Origin of the sequence: Pontiella desulfatans (genome assembly GCF_900890425.1) — a bacterium.
Taxonomy (GTDB): domain Bacteria; phylum Verrucomicrobiota; class Kiritimatiellia; order Kiritimatiellales; family Pontiellaceae; genus Pontiella; species Pontiella desulfatans.
Genome location: NZ_CAAHFG010000005.1, coordinates 406,242 through 421,766 on the forward strand (window position 1 = coordinate 406,242; position 15,525 = coordinate 421,766).

General features: G+C 58.3%; 18 protein-coding genes. 15 read left to right on the forward strand and 3 right to left on the reverse strand.

Going from position 1 to position 15,525, the window contains the following annotated elements; all coding sequences use genetic code 11:
* Positions 1–115 precede the first annotated feature (115 nt).
* Positions 116–382 carry a DUF1573 domain-containing protein gene (locus E9954_RS34015; protein ID WP_136083366.1) on the forward strand — a complete coding sequence of 89 codons (267 nt, stop codon included), beginning with the start codon at positions 116–118 and terminating at the stop codon, positions 380–382.
* On the forward strand, positions 331–789 hold the full coding sequence (locus E9954_RS31975) for a hypothetical protein (protein ID WP_168442702.1): 459 nt from the start codon (positions 331–333) through the stop codon (positions 787–789). Before E9954_RS34015 ends, E9954_RS31975 begins: the two co-directional genes overlap by 52 nt.
* 44 nt (positions 790–833) lie before the next feature.
* Here the strand turns inward: E9954_RS31975 and E9954_RS31980 are convergent, their stop codons facing one another.
* Positions 834–1,544: a hypothetical protein gene (locus tag E9954_RS31980; protein WP_136083368.1), complete on the reverse strand. Its 711-nt coding sequence runs from the start codon at positions 1,542–1,544 to the stop codon at positions 834–836.
* Between the two features lie 87 nt (positions 1,545–1,631).
* Between E9954_RS31980 and E9954_RS31985 the strand changes: the two genes are divergently transcribed.
* From E9954_RS31985 to E9954_RS32010, 6 genes are all read left to right on the forward strand, one after another.
* Positions 1,632–2,372: a metallophosphoesterase family protein gene (locus E9954_RS31985; RefSeq protein ID WP_136083369.1), complete on the forward strand. Its 741-nt coding sequence runs from the start codon at positions 1,632–1,634 to the stop codon at positions 2,370–2,372.
* A gap of 2 nt (positions 2,373–2,374) precedes the next feature.
* A complete protein-coding gene (dmeF, locus tag E9954_RS31990; protein WP_136083370.1) occupies positions 2,375–3,280 on the forward strand; it encodes a CDF family Co(II)/Ni(II) efflux transporter DmeF in 906 nt (301 codons plus the stop codon).
* Between the two features lie 210 nt (positions 3,281–3,490).
* On the forward strand, positions 3,491–6,154 hold the full coding sequence (gene alaS, locus E9954_RS31995; RefSeq protein ID WP_136083371.1) for an alanine--tRNA ligase: 2,664 nt from the start codon (positions 3,491–3,493) through the stop codon (positions 6,152–6,154).
* Positions 6,155–6,259: 105 nt separating this feature from the next.
* Positions 6,260–6,505, forward strand: coding sequence for a DUF504 domain-containing protein (locus E9954_RS32000; protein WP_136083372.1), 246 nt, complete (start codon positions 6,260–6,262; stop codon positions 6,503–6,505).
* Positions 6,506–6,556: 51 nt separating this feature from the next.
* Positions 6,557–7,237, forward strand: coding sequence for a GOLPH3/VPS74 family protein (locus E9954_RS32005; protein ID WP_136083373.1), 681 nt, complete (start codon positions 6,557–6,559; stop codon positions 7,235–7,237).
* 54 nt (positions 7,238–7,291) lie between these two features.
* Positions 7,292–8,038, forward strand: coding sequence for a DUF2007 domain-containing protein (locus E9954_RS32010; protein ID WP_136083374.1), 747 nt, complete (start codon positions 7,292–7,294; stop codon positions 8,036–8,038).
* A gap of 7 nt (positions 8,039–8,045) precedes the next feature.
* Here E9954_RS32010 and E9954_RS32015 read toward each other — a convergent pair whose 3' ends face one another.
* Positions 8,046–9,446: a PQQ-dependent sugar dehydrogenase gene (locus tag E9954_RS32015; RefSeq protein ID WP_168442749.1), complete on the reverse strand. Its 1,401-nt coding sequence runs from the start codon at positions 9,444–9,446 to the stop codon at positions 8,046–8,048.
* Between the two features lie 61 nt (positions 9,447–9,507).
* Here E9954_RS32015 and E9954_RS32020 point away from each other — a divergent pair, with 61 nt between their 5' ends.
* Genes E9954_RS32020 through E9954_RS32030 form a run of 3 tightly spaced genes read left to right on the forward strand, consistent with a single transcriptional unit; the run spans position 9,508 to position 11,530 of the window.
* On the forward strand, positions 9,508–10,440 hold the full coding sequence (locus E9954_RS32020; protein WP_168442750.1) for a radical SAM protein: 933 nt from the start codon (positions 9,508–9,510) through the stop codon (positions 10,438–10,440).
* A gap of 1 nt (position 10,441) precedes the next feature.
* A complete protein-coding gene (locus tag E9954_RS32025) occupies positions 10,442–11,104 on the forward strand; it encodes an alpha/beta fold hydrolase (RefSeq protein ID WP_136083377.1) in 663 nt (220 codons plus the stop codon).
* A 15-nt stretch (positions 11,105–11,119) separates the two neighbouring features.
* A complete protein-coding gene (locus E9954_RS32030) occupies positions 11,120–11,530 on the forward strand; it encodes an Ig-like domain-containing protein (RefSeq protein WP_136083378.1) in 411 nt (136 codons plus the stop codon).
* A gap of 97 nt (positions 11,531–11,627) precedes the next feature.
* Here E9954_RS32030 and E9954_RS32035 read toward each other — a convergent pair whose 3' ends face one another.
* Positions 11,628–12,284, reverse strand: a complete 657-nt coding sequence (locus E9954_RS32035; RefSeq protein ID WP_168442751.1) for a c-type cytochrome — start codon at positions 12,282–12,284, stop codon at positions 11,628–11,630.
* A gap of 172 nt (positions 12,285–12,456) precedes the next feature.
* On the opposite strand from E9954_RS32035, the gene E9954_RS32040 reads away from it, so the two are divergent.
* The 4 genes from E9954_RS32040 to E9954_RS33230 all read left to right on the forward strand — a co-directional run bounded on the left by E9954_RS32040 (position 12,457) and on the right by E9954_RS33230 (position 15,493).
* The gene (locus tag E9954_RS32040) at positions 12,457–13,932 is read left to right on the forward strand and encodes a PQQ-binding-like beta-propeller repeat protein (RefSeq protein ID WP_136083380.1); all 1,476 of its coding nucleotides are present in this window, start codon (positions 12,457–12,459) and stop codon (positions 13,930–13,932) included.
* 49 nt (positions 13,933–13,981) lie between these two features.
* A complete protein-coding gene (locus E9954_RS32045; RefSeq protein ID WP_136083381.1) occupies positions 13,982–14,923 on the forward strand; it encodes a radical SAM protein in 942 nt (313 codons plus the stop codon).
* A gap of 244 nt (positions 14,924–15,167) precedes the next feature.
* Complete coding sequence (locus tag E9954_RS33575; RefSeq protein WP_281281283.1) at positions 15,168–15,293, forward strand: hypothetical protein; 126 nt, start codon at positions 15,168–15,170, stop codon at positions 15,291–15,293.
* Positions 15,290–15,493, forward strand: a complete 204-nt coding sequence (locus tag E9954_RS33230) for a PH domain-containing protein (RefSeq protein ID WP_222847395.1) — start codon at positions 15,290–15,292, stop codon at positions 15,491–15,493. Before E9954_RS33575 ends, E9954_RS33230 begins: the two co-directional genes overlap by 4 nt.
* Positions 15,494–15,525: the final 32 nt, after the last annotated feature.

The window sequence follows — 15,525 nt, forward strand, 5'->3', positions numbered from 1 at the left end:
GGGATGGGCAGACAGGAATGTCCGCCGCCCCACAGCTTACCAATCCGGTGCTGGCGCTGCTTGGGCAGGATGGGGAGATGCCTATGCGTTCTGTGCGTTCTTTTGCGGTTAAAAAATGATCCTGTCATTCCATCATCCTGACCAAAAGCTTTTGTCTTTGTGTTTCTTGAACCTTTTTGTGGCCATCCCCTCGTTGGCTAGGCCGAAGCTGGGTTGCGAGTCTCCGAAGTATGATTTCGGGACGGTGATTGGCCAGGAGAAGATCCCCCATGAATTCATCCTGAAGAATACGGGCGACGAGCCGGTGGTTGTGTCGAGGATCAAGACCTGTTGCAATCCGGTAATGCAATCTACCAAGTGCTTACGGCAACCAACCTGTTGAAAGAAAACGTGGTTCTTGAATCTGTGCGGTCAACCATTCAGGGGATCGTGGGCGAGCTGGCGGACGCGGATCGGATATCCACGCCACGACGCAATTGGACGATCAAACTCAAAGCCACGGATGCGCTGAAGCCAGGCAAGCTGAATGGCCGCATCCAACTCAAATTTTCAACCGGAGCCATAAACATTCCGGTTTTGGGCAACGTCAAGCCGGCCATCCAGGTGGTGCCCGAGCGCCTTGTCATGCTGCGTAGCGCAAAGCCGTTCGAGGTTTTGTCCGCAAAGCTGGAAAACGCCGAAGGTTCGGTGGAACCCAAACGGCTTACGGACGGCAAGTGGCAACTAAGAATTGTTCTTGATGCCTCAACCGTTCGGCCTGGTTCGGGGCTGGTGGCCGGAACCTCCTAACAGCCTCAAGTGCTTGTCCCGTTGTTGCTCCCCAAGCCGTAACCTCACAGCCCCAGGAACTGGATCGCTAGTCCGGAGAGGCAGACGGCGGCCCCGGCGAGGGCGTGGCTGAAGCGCTCGAGCGAGCCGATTTTGACGAACTGGATGCCCCATGCGGAAACCAGCACCACGGTTAACATGGTGCCGATCGTGGTGAGGGCGAAGATGCCGGCCACCAGCAGCATGCCGCCGAAGCTGTGTTCCGCCGCGGGATACATGATTAGCGGAATGAGCGGTTCGCAGGGGCCGAGGACAAAAATGGTGAACAGCACCCAGGGGGTGATGCTGCGGGTTTTCATTTCGTGGGGATGGGCGTGGTCTTTCAGGTGCGAATGCTTGTGCGTGTGCAATACCTCGTCTGTATGGGCATGTGCGTGGGTGTGGGGCTTTTTCTTGATGGCGCGGTGGACGCCCCAGATGCAGTAGGTGAACCCGAAGATGATCAGCAGTTGCGCCGCCAGGTTGCCGCGCCACGCCTCGAACAGTTCCAGCTTGCCGAGCGCCACGCCCAGCATTGCACCTAGCAGGCCCAGCACGATGGAGCCGATCACATGCCCAATGCCGCACAGGAAGGTGATCCACAGGGTCTTGCCCATCGACCAGTTCCGCGCCTTGCCCATCACGATGAAGGGAAGATAGTGGTCGGGGCCGGCCAGGGTGTGGCCGAGGCCGATCAGGGCGGCGGTGCCGGCGAGGATGGGAATGGCATCGTTCATTTGCCGTACAACATGCTATTCCCGGGCGGTAAAGTCCAATGCATAATTGCCTTTGCGCATCGGGCCAAATCGACTTAATTTAACGGCATGCAAACTGCGAAACCAACCCGCATCGGATTACTGACCGACCTCCACTACGATGGCGGTGCCAAGGCGATGAACCGGCTCTATGAATCCGTTGCCACACTCAACGCCGGGAATATCGATGCCATGGTGGTGATGGGCGATCTGGTGAATGGCACAAGTGAGCAGAATACCAAGCGCCTGTTGCGCGAGGTGTCGGCGCTGTGCGATGCCTTCAGCGGGCAGATCTGGTTCATGCATGGCAACCATGATCTCGATTACCTTTCGAAACCGCAGTTCTACAATGCCCTGGGCCGGGCCGGCGACCGGTCGCGGTTCCATTTCGAACTGGGCGGGTACGGTTTCATCTGCATCGATGGCAATTTCCGGCCGGATGGCACGGAATACGACTGCGGGAATTTTGAGTGGGAGACGGCGGCCGTCCCCGAGGAACAGCTCGACTGGCTGCGGGGCCGTCTGGCGGCCTCCCTGCTCCCGGTGGTGGTCATCAGCCACCAGCGCATCGACAAGGCATGCACCCACGCCGTCCGCAACCATGCCGAGGTGCGGGAGATGATTTCGCTCTCCGGAAAGGTGAGGGCGGTCTTCCAGGGCCATAACCACGAGGATGACCTGCTGCAGATCGACGGAACCTCATACTATACGCTCAGCGCCCACAAGGACGATGCCGGCCCGGCCGTGCTTGAACTCGGTGCCAAGGGGATCCGCCTGCTGCGCGACTTCCATCTTTCCGAGGTGGTTTGACCATGAGGCATTGCCCATTGCACGAACACGATTTCCTTCACGGCCAGGAGCACGGCGAGCGGCGGGTCTACATGGTGCTGTTCCTCACCATCGTCACCATGGCGGTGGAGATTGTTGCCGGATTCGTTTTCAACTCCATGGCCCTCACCGCCGACGGTTGGCACATGGGTACGCATGCCGCGGCCTTCGGCATCACCATCTTTGCCTACCGCTATGCCCGCAGGCATGCCAAGAACCCGCGCTTCAGCTTTGGCACCGGCAAGGTCGGTGTGCTGGGTGGATTCGCCAGCGCGGTCGCCCTGGGGGTGGTGGCGTTGCTTATGGCGGTCGAGTCCATCCACCGTATGATCGAACCGCGCGAAATCCGCTTTACCGAAGCCATCTGGGTGGCCGTGATTGGCCTGGTGGTCAACCTCGTGTCCGCCTTTTTGCTCAAAGGCGAGCACCACCACCATCACGGGCATGACCACGAGCACCACCACCATCGGGAAGACCACAACCTCAAGGCCGCCTATTTCCATGTGCTGGCCGATGCCATGACGTCGGTCGCCGCCATCATCGCCCTCGTTTTCGGGCGGATGTTCGGTTGGACGATTCTCGATCCGGTCATGGGGGTGGTCGGCTCGCTCGTCATCGCCCGCTGGGCATTCGGGCTGCTCGGGCAAACCTCGGGCATCCTGCTCGATGGCAGCATCGGTCCGGAAATCCGCGAGGCCATTCGCGCTGCGGTCGAAGCCGACCCGGAATTGCACGTAACCGACCTCCACGTCTGGGCCATCGCCCCCGGCCATTTGGCGGTTATTCTGGCGGTGGGCAGCGCCCGCCCCCGCACGCCGGCGGAAGTGAAGGCCTTGCTGCGGGATATCCCGCACCTGGTACACATCAATGCGGAAGTGCACGCAGGTTGACCGATCTCATACTTGCATAAGTATGATGTTCGGTTTTCTTTCACTGCATCGCACGTCTTGCATAAGCCAGGGGCAATCAGTATAAACCCCGCTTGTTTAAAAAGCTTGTAGTCCCGCCTTTAGGCGGAACCCGGAGGTTTGGCTAAGCTTGCGAGGCCGCCTGAAGGCGGAACTACAAACCCTCCCTTTAAGGAAAGTAGGTAAGACGAAATGACATCCAATGAAATCCGCCAATCGTTTTTCGATTTTTTTGAATCGAAGCAGCACACCATTGTCAAATCGGGCAGTCTGCTTCCCGACGCCCCGAACCTGCTTTTCACCAACGCCGGCATGAACCAGTTCGTACCGATCTTCCTTGGCCAGGCCAACTGCCCCTACACGCCCGGCCGCGCCGCCGACACCCAGAAGTGCATCCGCGCCGGCGGCAAGCACAACGACCTCGACGATGTCGGTCTCGACACCTACCACCACACCTTTTTCGAAATGCTCGGCAACTGGTCGTTCGGCGACTATTTCAAGAAGGAGGCCATCGACTGGTCCTGGGAACTCATTACCCAGGTGTGGGGTTTCCCGGCGGAGCGCGTCTATGCAACCTACTTCGGTGGCGACGACATCTCGGAGGCCGACCTCGAAGCCAAGGAACTCTGGCTGCGCCACCTGCCCGCCGAGCGCGTCGTTCCCGGCAACCGCAAGGATAATTTCTGGATGATGGGCGACACCGGCCCCTGCGGCCCGTGCTCCGAGCTGCACGTCGACCTGACGCCCAACGGCGACTGCGGCGCCGGCATGGTGAATGCCGACAGCGCCGACTGCATCGAGATCTGGAACCTTGTGTTCATGCAGTTCAATGCGAACGTCGATGGCTCCTTCGCGCCGCTTCCCGCCCAGCATGTCGATACCGGCATGGGCTTCGAGCGCGCCTGCTCGATCATCCAATGCACCCAGAATTTCACCGACTTCTCGGGCGTCATCTCCAACTACGAAACCGATGTCTTCACCCCGATCTTCAACGCGCTCGCGGAAATGAGCGGGAAGCAATACACCAGCACGCTGCCCGCCGACCCGGCCAAGCAGACCGAACAGGAAGCCATCGATGTCGCGTTCCGTGTAATCGCCGACCACATCCGCTGCCTCTCGTTCTCCATCGCCGACGGCATCATCCCGTCGAACGAAGGGCGGGGCTATGTGCTGCGCCGCATCCTGCGCCGCGCCGTCCGCTATGGCCGGACGCTCGGTTTCACCCAACCCTTCTTTTTCAAGCTCGCGGACACCGTGGTGGAATCCTTCGGCGGGGCCTTCCCGGAGCTCGTCAAGAACCACGCCCGCGTCAGCAAGACGCTCAAGGCCGAGGAGGAATCCTTCAACCGCACGCTGGATAAAGGCATGGACGTGTTCGATGCCATTCTGGGCAGCACCAAATCGAAAACGATTGATGGTGCGGATGTTTTCAAGCTCTACGACACCTATGGCTTCCCGTACGACCTGACCGAGCTGATGGCCCGGGAGCAGGGCATGCGGATCGATGAGGATGGCTTCGAGCGCCTGATGAACGCGCAGCGCGAAAAGGCCCGCGCCGACCACGCCTCCAAAAAATCCGTCGTGCTCGCGGAAGATGGCGGCTTCGATGCCGATGCAACGCCCTTCGCGGGCTATGAAACCACCCAGCTCGAAACCGAAGTGCTCGACGTGATCGACGGCACCACGGTCATCCTGAAGCAAACCCCGTTCTATCCCGAGTCCGGCGGACAGCAGGGCGACCATGGAACGCTCAAGGCCGACGGCGTGGAGTTCCGGGTAACCGATACGCAGAAAACGGCCGACGGCGTCATCCTGCACACCGGGGAACCCGTTTCCGGCGAACTCAAGAAAGGCGCCGCCGTCACCGCCAACGTGTGCCGCGGCCGGCGCGACAAGATCCGCCGCAACCACACCTCCACCCACCTGCTCAACGCCGCCCTGCGCGAGGTGGTCGATTCCTCCGTCAAGCAGGCCGGTTCCATGGTGGCTTCCGACTATCTCCGGTTCGACTTCAATTATTTCGAAGCCGTGAAGCCCGAACAGCTGCGCGAAATCGAACGGTTGGTGAACAAGCAGATTCTAAAGAACACCGAAGTGGCCACCGCCGAAATGTCGCTCGCCGACGTGCAGAAGGCCGACGATATCCAGGCCGTCTTCGACGACAAGTATGGCGAAACCGTCCGCGTTGTGGGCATCGGCGACTTCAGCAAGGAACTCTGCGGCGGAGTCCACGTTTCCACCACCGGCCAGATTGGCCAGTTCCGCATCGTTTCCGAATCCTCCGTGGCGGCCGGCATCCGCCGCATCGAAGCCGTCACTGGTTTGGCCGCCTTCGAATGGGCCGCCGAGGAGCACGACCTGCTGGTCGGCCTCAGCAAGAACCTCAGCGTGAAACCCGCCGATCTGCCCGAGCGCATCAAAACCATGGCCGACCAGGCCAAGGCCGCCGAAAAGCAACTCAAGGAAATGCAGACCAAGGCGGCGGTTTCCAACATCGACGGACTCGTCGACAAGGTTGAGAAGGCCGGCGATGTGCAAGTGCTCGCGTCCGACCTCGGCGAGATGTCGATGGATGCCTTGCGCCAGGTGCTCGATGGCCTCCGCCAGAAGATCGGGAGCGCGGTCATCGTGGTCGGCAGCTGCAACGATGGCAAGGCCTGCCTGGCCGCCAGTATTTCGGACGACCTCGTGGCGAAGGGCATCCATGCCGGCAAGCTGATTGGCCAGATCGCGAAAATCTGCAACGGCGGCGGCGGTGGTAAGCCCGACAAGGCCCAGGCCGGCGGCAAGGACGGCTCCAAGGTTGGCGAAGCCATCCAGGCCGTCGCCGGCATCGTCGAGCAAATGAACGGCTAAATCAGCGCCTTCAACGCAAAGACGCTAGGAACGCAAAGAGTCCGACTGTGAAAGCGGTTGGTTTTCTATGTGTTCTCTGCGCTCTTTTGCGGCTAAATTCCTTTCATGGAAACGATCCACCAGCTTTTGAGCCGGATCCATTGGGATGCAGAGTTTGGCCAAGGCGAGTTCTCGGTTGGGATCTACGACCGGGTCGAGGATGCGGTCGGGTTCCTTTCCCTGGATCGGCTGTCGCTGGAAAAGGGCAACCACTTTTCATTCACGGTCAACATCGACGGCGAAATCGTCACGATCCCCTTCCACCGCATCCGCGAAGTGCGCAAGAACGGCGAAACCATTTGGAAACGTTGACTGCATTGGGCTATGCTGTCCGCGTACCGTGTAAAACGATAGGGGACACCAATGGAACGCTCGAAATGTCTATTCTTGTATGAAGAAATAATGCTGCTGGCCCTGCGCAACGACAAGGGCACGGTTGCCGCCGGCTTCGTGGAGTATGCCGTCGCGGGCGCCGTGTTGGCCGAGCTGCTGCTCGATGGCCGAATCTCCGTTGGCGACACGAAGAAAAAGCTGGTCGATCTCAAGACCGCGGATCCGGTTGGCGATCCGGTTATCGATGAGTGCCTGGAGCGAATGGGGGCTGCAAAGAGGCGCGCCTCCTTGAATACCTGGGTTTCCCGGCTGGCCGGCATCAAAGGCCTCAGGCACAAGGTGGCGCAACAGCTCTGCGACCGCGGCATTCTCCGCGCCGAGGAGGGCTCCGTGCTGTTTATCTTCACGCGCAAGACCTATCCCGAGCTTAATCCCGAGCCGGAAATGAAGATCGTCGAACGGTTGCGATCGGCGATCTTTTGCGAAGGAGACCGGCTTGATCCACGCACGGTCGTCTTGATCTCCCTGGCCCACAGCAACAACCTGCTAAGCGAAAACCTGGGGCGGAAGGAAATACGATCCCAAAAGAAGCGGATTGAACGGATTGTCAATGGCGAGCTGATCGGCAAGGCCACGAAGGAAGTGATTGAAGCCTGCCAGGCCGCCGTGATGGTTGCGGTGATCGTTCCGACCATCATGGCCAGTAGTTGAACGATTCCCATTTATTTGGGATAAGGCGCAGGATGGTGCCGGCGGAGATTGTGAATGGGTATGGATAACCAGGTGGTGCTGACATCGTTTGTTCAGGAACTGGATGCGCAAATGGTCGTGATGGAGCTGCAGGCGGGCGGCATCGATGCCGTTCTCCAGAAGGACGATTGCGGCGGGATGCGCCCATTCATCACATCGGAGCGGGGCATCGAGGTTCTGGTGCCTGCCGCGGATCTGCAACGGGCCCGGGAAATCCTCGCCCTGATCCCGAATGAAGAAGCTGAGGCGGTTGCATTGGAAAAGCCCCGGCGGCGACTCTCGAAGATTGATCTGACGGCCATGCTCGTGGTTGGTATTGTGGTCGGATCTATCGGCTCCTGGGTGTATGTGAAGGACAAATATTTCGTACGGGAAGCAGAGATTGACCGCAACGGGGACGGAGTTACCGACCAAGTGTGGTTCTACGGCAAAGATGGCTACTGTACAGGGGGGCATGCCGATAATAACTTTGATGGCAAATGGGACGAGTGGCATACGTTTGTGGATGGCGCCATTGACCTCACGAAAACCGATACGGATTTCAACGGGGTGCCGGATGTGGAATGGAAGTATCTATTCGGAGTTGCCGCGCAGGAAAACTGGCGGCCGAATGGGGCCGAGGTGGTGAACAAGCGGGTTTTTCTCAAGCACGGCATTCCGGTCAGGGAGCTGGTGGATAGCGATCGTAATGGAACATTCGACCTGGAAACTGGCTTCGATGCCTTCGGCAACAAAACCAATTCCATGCCCGTCCAAAAGTGAGACCGCCTTATTGTTCCTTGGGTGTTAGGCGCAGGATGGTGTCGGGCGAGTTCAGCACGATGTAGAGGGCGCCGTCGGGGCCGCAGGCGACATCGCGGACGCGGCCGGCATTCTTGAGGATCATCTCTTCGTGCATGACGCGGTCCTTTTCGATATCGAGCACGCGCACATCCTCGTATTTCAGGGCGCCGACCAGCAGCTTGTTGTTCCATTTGGGGAAGAGGTTTCCGGAATAGAACCCGATGCCGCAGACGGCGGTGGAGGGTTTCCAATACCAGGCGGGTTGCTCCATGCCTTCCTTGCGGACGACCTCGGTGATGGTGGTGCCGTTGTAGTTCTTGCCATAGGTGATGACGGGCCATCCATAGTTCTTTCCCGCCTCGACGAGGTTGAGTTCGTCGCCGCCCAGCGGCCCATGCTCGGCCGCCCAGATTTGGCCGGTGGTTGGATGGACGGAGATGCCTTGCGGATTACGATGGCCGTAGGAAAAGATGGAGGGCAGGGCGCCTTCCGTCTGTACGAAAGGATTATCGTTTGGGATTGAGCCGTCGCGGCGGATGCGGTGCATCTTGCCATTGGGCTTGGAAAGATCCTGCGCGTCGTCGCCGGTGCCGCGGTCGCCGATGGAAAAATAGAGGTTGTTCCCGGCATCGAAAACAATGCGGGTGCCGAAGTGGACGCGGGTGGTGCGGTATTCTTCGTGACGGGCTTCAAAGAGCGTTTGTTCATCGATCCACCGGTTGTTCCGGATGCGGCCGCGGACGACCTTGGTCATGGCGGGTGCGCGTTTTTCGCCGGCCTTCTTTTCGAGCCCATGGCTGAAGGCCAGGTAGATCCACTGGTTGCCCTTTTCCCGGTAGTCGGGATCGAACGCGACGGCGAGCAGGCCGCCCTGGCCTTCGGCAACGACGGATGGAGAGCCTTCGACCGGTTTGGGATTCAGCGTCCCGTTCCGCATAATACGCAACCGACCGGGACGTTCGGTGATCAGCGCGAGCTTATCGTCGAGAAAGGCGAGGTTCCATGGGATGTCCAGCCCCTCGGCCCAGATCTCTACATCGATGTCGTAGTCCTGCGTCTGGAGGGATGTCGGGCTGGGCGGCGTGGCGGCCCCTGCTTGTTTTTCGGCTTCGAAGAGATAGTTGACCAAGCTCTTGATCTGTGGGTCGGTCAGCGATTTTTCATAGGCTGGCATGCCGAGATGGGTGATGCCGAACTTAATGTTGCGGGAAATGTGTCCGGCGCTGTCGCCGAACTGCCAAATGCCATCGATGAGGCTTTGGGCATTGCCCCCTTGGAATTTTGCCCCGTGGCAGTGTGAGCAATGTTCCTGGTAGAGGTTGTCCGCGCTTTGGCCTAATGCGGATGAAACCGTAAGCAATATGGGAAGGATGATCTTTGCTTTCATGCCGAGGACTATGAACGTTGTTTGCTTGCACCGCCAACGGAAAATGGACAGTCTTTCGCGCATGACAAAGCCATATGATTATCTTTTTGGCCCGGTGCCTTCGCGGCGGCTGGGGCGTTCACTGGGAGTGGATCTGATTCCGTTCAAGACCTGCACGATGGATTGCGCCTATTGCCAGCTGGGCGAAACCACCTGCCCGGTGAGCGAGCGCGGCGACTATGTCCCGATGCAGGACGTGCTTGCCGAGCTTGACCGGTGGTGGAAAAACGATGGCCAGGCCGACCATATTACGCTGGCCGGTTCCGGCGAGCCTACCTTGCACACCCATTTTGGCGATGTGTTCCGATGGGTGAAGGAAAACACCGAAATCCCATCCGTGCTGCTCACCAACGGAACACTGATGCATAATGCCAATGTGCGTGCCGATGCGGTGCTGGCCAACAAGGTGAAGGTGACGCTCAGTGCCTGGGACGAGGCCAGCTTCCAGCAGATTCACCGTCCGGCCCAGGGCGTGTCGTTCGAATTGCTGGTGAAGGGCGAGCAGGCGTTCCGCTCGGAATTTTCCGGCGAACTTTCGGTCGAGGTCTTCATCATCGAAGGCGTCAATTCGCATGTGTTCGATGTCCGGAAAATCGCCGAGGTGGTGAAGTCGATCCATCCCGACCGGGTCGATATCAACACCGCAGTGCGCCCCCCGGCGGATCCCTCGGTCAAGGCCGCCAGGGAAGAGCATCTGCATGCCCTCGCCGAGCTGTTCGGGCCCAATGCCTCCGTGGCCGCGACGTTCAAGAGGCAGGGATTCGAGTCGATCGAAATCAGCCAGGAGGCCTTGCTCGGACTCATCAAGCGCCACCCGGCCACCTGCAAGCAGCTGGCGGACGAGTTCAACCTGCCCTCCGACAAAATGTACAAGACGCTGAAAAGCCTAGTGGCCACGGGGCAGTTGCGCGAGGACAAGAGCGGGTTGGAAACCTGCTATTTCCACCGGGCATAGCATGGGCAAATCCCCCGTCATCATGCTTTCGGGAATGGGCGCCGATGCGCGCGTGTTTAAAAAGCAGTTGGAAGCGATTCCCCAAATGAGCGTCCCCAAGTGGATTGAACCGCAACCGGGCGAGTCCCTGCGGGATTATGCCGGACGTTTTGCCAAGCGGATTGATCCCGGCATGCCGTGCCATATCGGCGGAGCCTCGTTCGGCGGTTTTGTTGCGCTGGAAATGGTTCGCCATTTGCATGTGGCAGGCTGTTTTTTGGTGGGGAGTGTGCGCGTGCCGGAAGAGCTGCCCCGTGGATTCAAGGTGTTGAATGGAATTCCGGGTGTTGCGGGTGCGGTTCCATTCGAGGTGGCGGCGCTGCTGGGCAAGGCCGCGCTGCTTTCGACGGGGCGGGATTCGCAGGCGCATCATGCCGAGCTCATGAAGCAGCTGGCGGATTCCGATGCGGCGTTCCTGCGCTGGGCCTGCCGTGCCGTGCTGGGTTGGAGCGGTGCGCCGGACACGGGGGACACGCCGATCCACCAAATCCACGGTTCGGCCGATGTGGTTCTGCCGGTGCGCAACACCCGCCCGGACGTCGTGGTGCCCGGAGCGGGCCATGCCCTTTCCATGAGCCATCCGGACGAGGTCACGGAGTTCATTCTGAAGCGGATTCAACCATAGTAGGAGGACCAAACCATGAAGAAGACACATGCCATTACCTTGGCGGCATCGCTGGGCGTTGCGCTCGCCTATGGGGCCGGGAACGAAATCACGGTGGGGAACATGCCGCCGTCGGTGGTGAAAACGGTGCCGGCCTGCGGCGACACGGAGGTCGATCCCGACCTGAAGGAAATCACGGTGACCTTCAGCAAGGACATGATGACGGAAAAGATGTGGTCGGTCTGCCAAATCTCTTCCGAGCACTATCCGAAACGGCGGAAGGATCTGTTCTACCGCGATGGGCGCACGTTTGTTTTCCCGGTCATCCTGAAGCCGGGCAAGACCTACGTGATGTGGTTCAACCGCGCCCAGTACAACTCGTTCCGTGACACCGGCAACCGCCCGGCCGTCCCGTACCAGCTGGTGTTCAAGACCAAGGATAAATAGCCGTGAACGGTGAAGTGAGAGAATTTTAACCACAAAGGACGAAGTGCTCAAAGAGGCATGTTGCTGGTGGGCTTAGCGTTCTTGGAGTCTTCGTGGTTTAATATTCCAGCCGGTCGGGTTTGGATTTCCAGCGGTTGAAGACGGCCTTCTTTTCGAGCCCATGGCTGAAGGCCAGGTAGATCCACTGGTTGCCCTTTTCCCGGTAGTCGGGATCGAACGCGACGGCGAGCAGGCCGCCCTGGCCTTCGGCAACGACGGATGGAGAGCCTTCGACCGGTTTGGGATTCAGCGTCCCGTTCCGCATAATACGCAACCGACCGGGACGTTCGGTGATCAGCGCGAGCTTATCGTCGAGAAAGGCGAGGTTCCATGGGATGTCCAGCCCCTCGGCCCAGATCTCTACGTCGATGTCGTAGTCCTGCGTCTGGAGGGATGTCGGGCTGGGCGGCGTGGCGGCCCCTGCTTGTTTTTCGGCTTCGAAGAGATAGTTGACCAAGCTCTTGATCTGTGGGTCGGTCAGCGATTTTTCATAGGCTGGCATGCCGAGATGGGTGATGCCGAACTTAATGTTGCGGGAAATGTGTCCGGCGCTGTCGCCGAACTGCCAAATGCCATCGACGAGGCTCTGAGCATTGCCGCCCTGGAATTTGACCCCGTGGCAGTGCGAGCAGTGTTGCTGGTAAAGGCTTTCGGCGCTTTGACCGAAAGCACTGGACGCGGCCAGTAGAATAAAAAAGAGGATTTGCTTTTTCATGCGGTGGAGTATGGCGCTTGTTTGCTTCAAGAACCAAGGGAAATTAATTTGAAAGAAATGGTGCTGAAAACAAAATACACATTGTTTTACAGCAGGTTGCTCGTTATAGATGGAGCTAAATGGATGCGTTCTTGAGTCGGCGCAAATCGGATCAATATGAAAAGGGCTTCCCATGGTATATCTAACACACACGTTTAAGCAGCAGGCTGCGATTGTTCTCTCGATCCTTTGGTGTTCATTGGCATTCGCTGTTGGCGAACCATCCGCGCTGCCGGATGGGTTCAGCCCGTCGAATCTTTTGTGGGAGCTGAAGCTGGCTTCGCATCAATATACCACTCCGGTGTTGGATGCTGGGCAATTGTTCGTTGGGGTGAATGATCACTATCTGGATCATTCCGCGCTGAGCTCATCCGGCGGCGGGCTCTTAAAATGTCTGGATCCGAATAACGGTACCCTGAATTGGCAAATGATTATTCCGCGGTATGAAGAGGGCGACATTGCGCCTTCGCATTATAACCGCTGGAAATGCGGCGTTTGTTCTCGTCCGGCGATGAATGAGAAATATCTGTATATAGTGGGACCGCGCGGCGATGTATTGTGTCTGGATCGGAAGGGGCAAGCCGATGGCAACAACGGGCCGTTTCTTGGTGAGGCCCGCTATATGGAAGCTGCTGCCGACTATGCTCTTCAATCCACCGATGGAGATATTATCTGGGAATACAACATGGTCTTCCAAAACAAGGTGGTTCCGCACGATGTTTGCGGCAGCTCTCCCTTGCTGGTCGGCGACTATTTGTATGCGTGCACCTCAAACGGTCAGGACAATAGGCATTCCTATATCGTGAATCCAGAGGCTCCGGCGCTGATTGTGCTGGATAAACATACGGGGCAGCTGGTGGCGGTTGAAGACGAGGGCATCAGCAAGCGAACCTTCCATTGCAACTGGTCGTCGCCGGTGGCCGCAACCATCGACGGCAAGCCCGTCGTTCTCTTCGGCGGCGGAGATGGGATTTTGTATGCTTTCGAGGCGATTTCGAAAACGACCGATCAGCCCCGGACGTTAAAAAAGCTTTGGCAGTATGACTGTTGCCCCGAAGACTACCGCATGCTGAACGGCGTGCCGAAGGCCTGTTCCCGCCACAGCAAGAGAACGCCGGATGGCCCCAGCGAAATTATTTCAATCCCGACGGTGGTTGATGGGCGTGTGTATGTGCCCATCGGGCAAAGCCCGAATCATGGCCCCGGGCAAGGCATGCTGACGTGCATCGACATTGCGACCGGAAAAAAAGTCTGGGAGTCCGCGGCGGTGGATCGTACCACCGCGCAACCGGCGGTTGTGGATGGGCTGGTTTACATCAGCGATTATTCGGGAAAGCTCAGCTGCCTGAGTGCTGAGAGTGGAGAGCTGTTCTGGCAGCATGATCTCGACGCCGGAGTGTGGTGCGCATCGCCGGTGGTGGCCGGCGGGAACGTGTACATCGGCACTGAAAAAAATGTGTTATGGATTCTTAAGGCGGGCAAGGAAAAGCAGGTGGTGAAACGATCGAGACTGAAGTCGCCAGCCATCACGCCGCTGGCACAGGACGGTGTTTTGTTTCTGCCCACGCAAAAGCGCCTGTTTGCTCTGAAGGGCGATTTTCTCGACTGATCCGTACCGCGTGGTTGAATGTTCTGCTGAAAACGGGCAGGTTGCGGGCATGTCGAAACCCTATCAATATTTGTTTGGCCCCGTGCCGTCGCGCCGTCTGGGGCGGTCGCTGGGTGTGGATCTGATTCCGTTCAAGACCTGTACGCTGGACTGCACCTTTTGCCAACTCGGCGAAACCCCGTGTGCCGTGAACGAGCGCGGCGACTATGTGCCGATGCCTGATGTGCTCGCCGAACTCTTCCAATGGTTGGAAGCCGACGGGCAGGCCGACCACATTACGCTGGCCGGTTCCGGCGAGCCGACGCTGCACAGTCATTTTGGCGATGTGTTTCGCTGGGTGAAAGAGCACACCGAAATTCCTTCGGTGTTGCTGACCAACGGAACGATGTTGCACGTTCCTGAAGTGCGCGAAAATGCAGCGCTGGCCGATAAGGTGAAAGTGACGCTCAGCGCGTGGGACGAAACCAGTTTCCAGCAAATGCACCGACCGGCACAGGGCGTGACGTTCGATCTGCTGCTGAAGGGCGAGCAAGCCTTTCGTAAGGAATATACCGGCGAGCTTTCGGTGGAGGTGTTTATTGTTGAAGGCGTCAATTCGCAGGTTTCCAATGCTCGGAAGATGGTCGAGGTGGTCCATTCGATCAACCCCGACCGGATTGATATTAATACCGCCGTGCGCCCGCCCGCCGACTCTGGTGTAAAGGCAGCAACGGAGGAACACCTTCATGTGCTGGCCGAACTGTTCGGTCCCAAAGCCTCGGTAACGGCCTCGTTCAGGAAGCAGGGTTTCCAGGCATTGGAAGTCAGCGAGGATGCCTTGCTGGGGCTGATCAAGCGTCACCCCGCGAGCTGCAGCCAACTGGCCAAAGAGTTCAGCCTGCCCGAAGACAGGATGTTCAAAATGCTCCGGCAGATGACGGGGGCCGGCCAGCTGAAAGAAGAACAGCGCGACGGAGAAATTTATTTCTTCCATCGTGCCTCATCCACATGATCCATCATAATTGCCCCCGCTTCCAAAGGCTGGAAAAATGACGAACCCCACGTAACATGATGGTAACAATATCAGGTCATGTTTTGGAGTCATTGGGAGAGAGATGGCCGAAGAGCCGGTATTCAATTGAGGGAGTAAATCAAGAGACTATATGCGCGGCACTATGGATAACTATACGGGGAACAATCCGGCAATTCCGTACCATTAAAACGAAGGATCAGTAGAAGGAAGAGGAGTTGGGAAGATGAAGAATGTTCGGTATGAATTCAGTGCTCCCTGGGGGCGGTTGTTGATGGGCATGAGCGGAGGGGTGGTGGTTCTGTTCGTCGGGCTGATTTCCAATCATTGGAAGTCGATCCGCACGCCATGAAGGGTTCGATCCGGCTCTGCGGAAACGGGGGTCTTTTCTCGTTCACCGGCCTCTATCGCAATAAGAAGTTGGGCAACTACCGCGTATTCGTCAATGACCTCAATCGTGCGGTCGTATTGCGCTTTTCAAAACGAACCACCGTGGTTACGCCTGATGATCCGGCGGCGTTTGTGGAAAGGGTGAAGCAAGGATGTTCGTAGTTCCGCCTTTAGGCCATTCCCCAGAGCCGCCT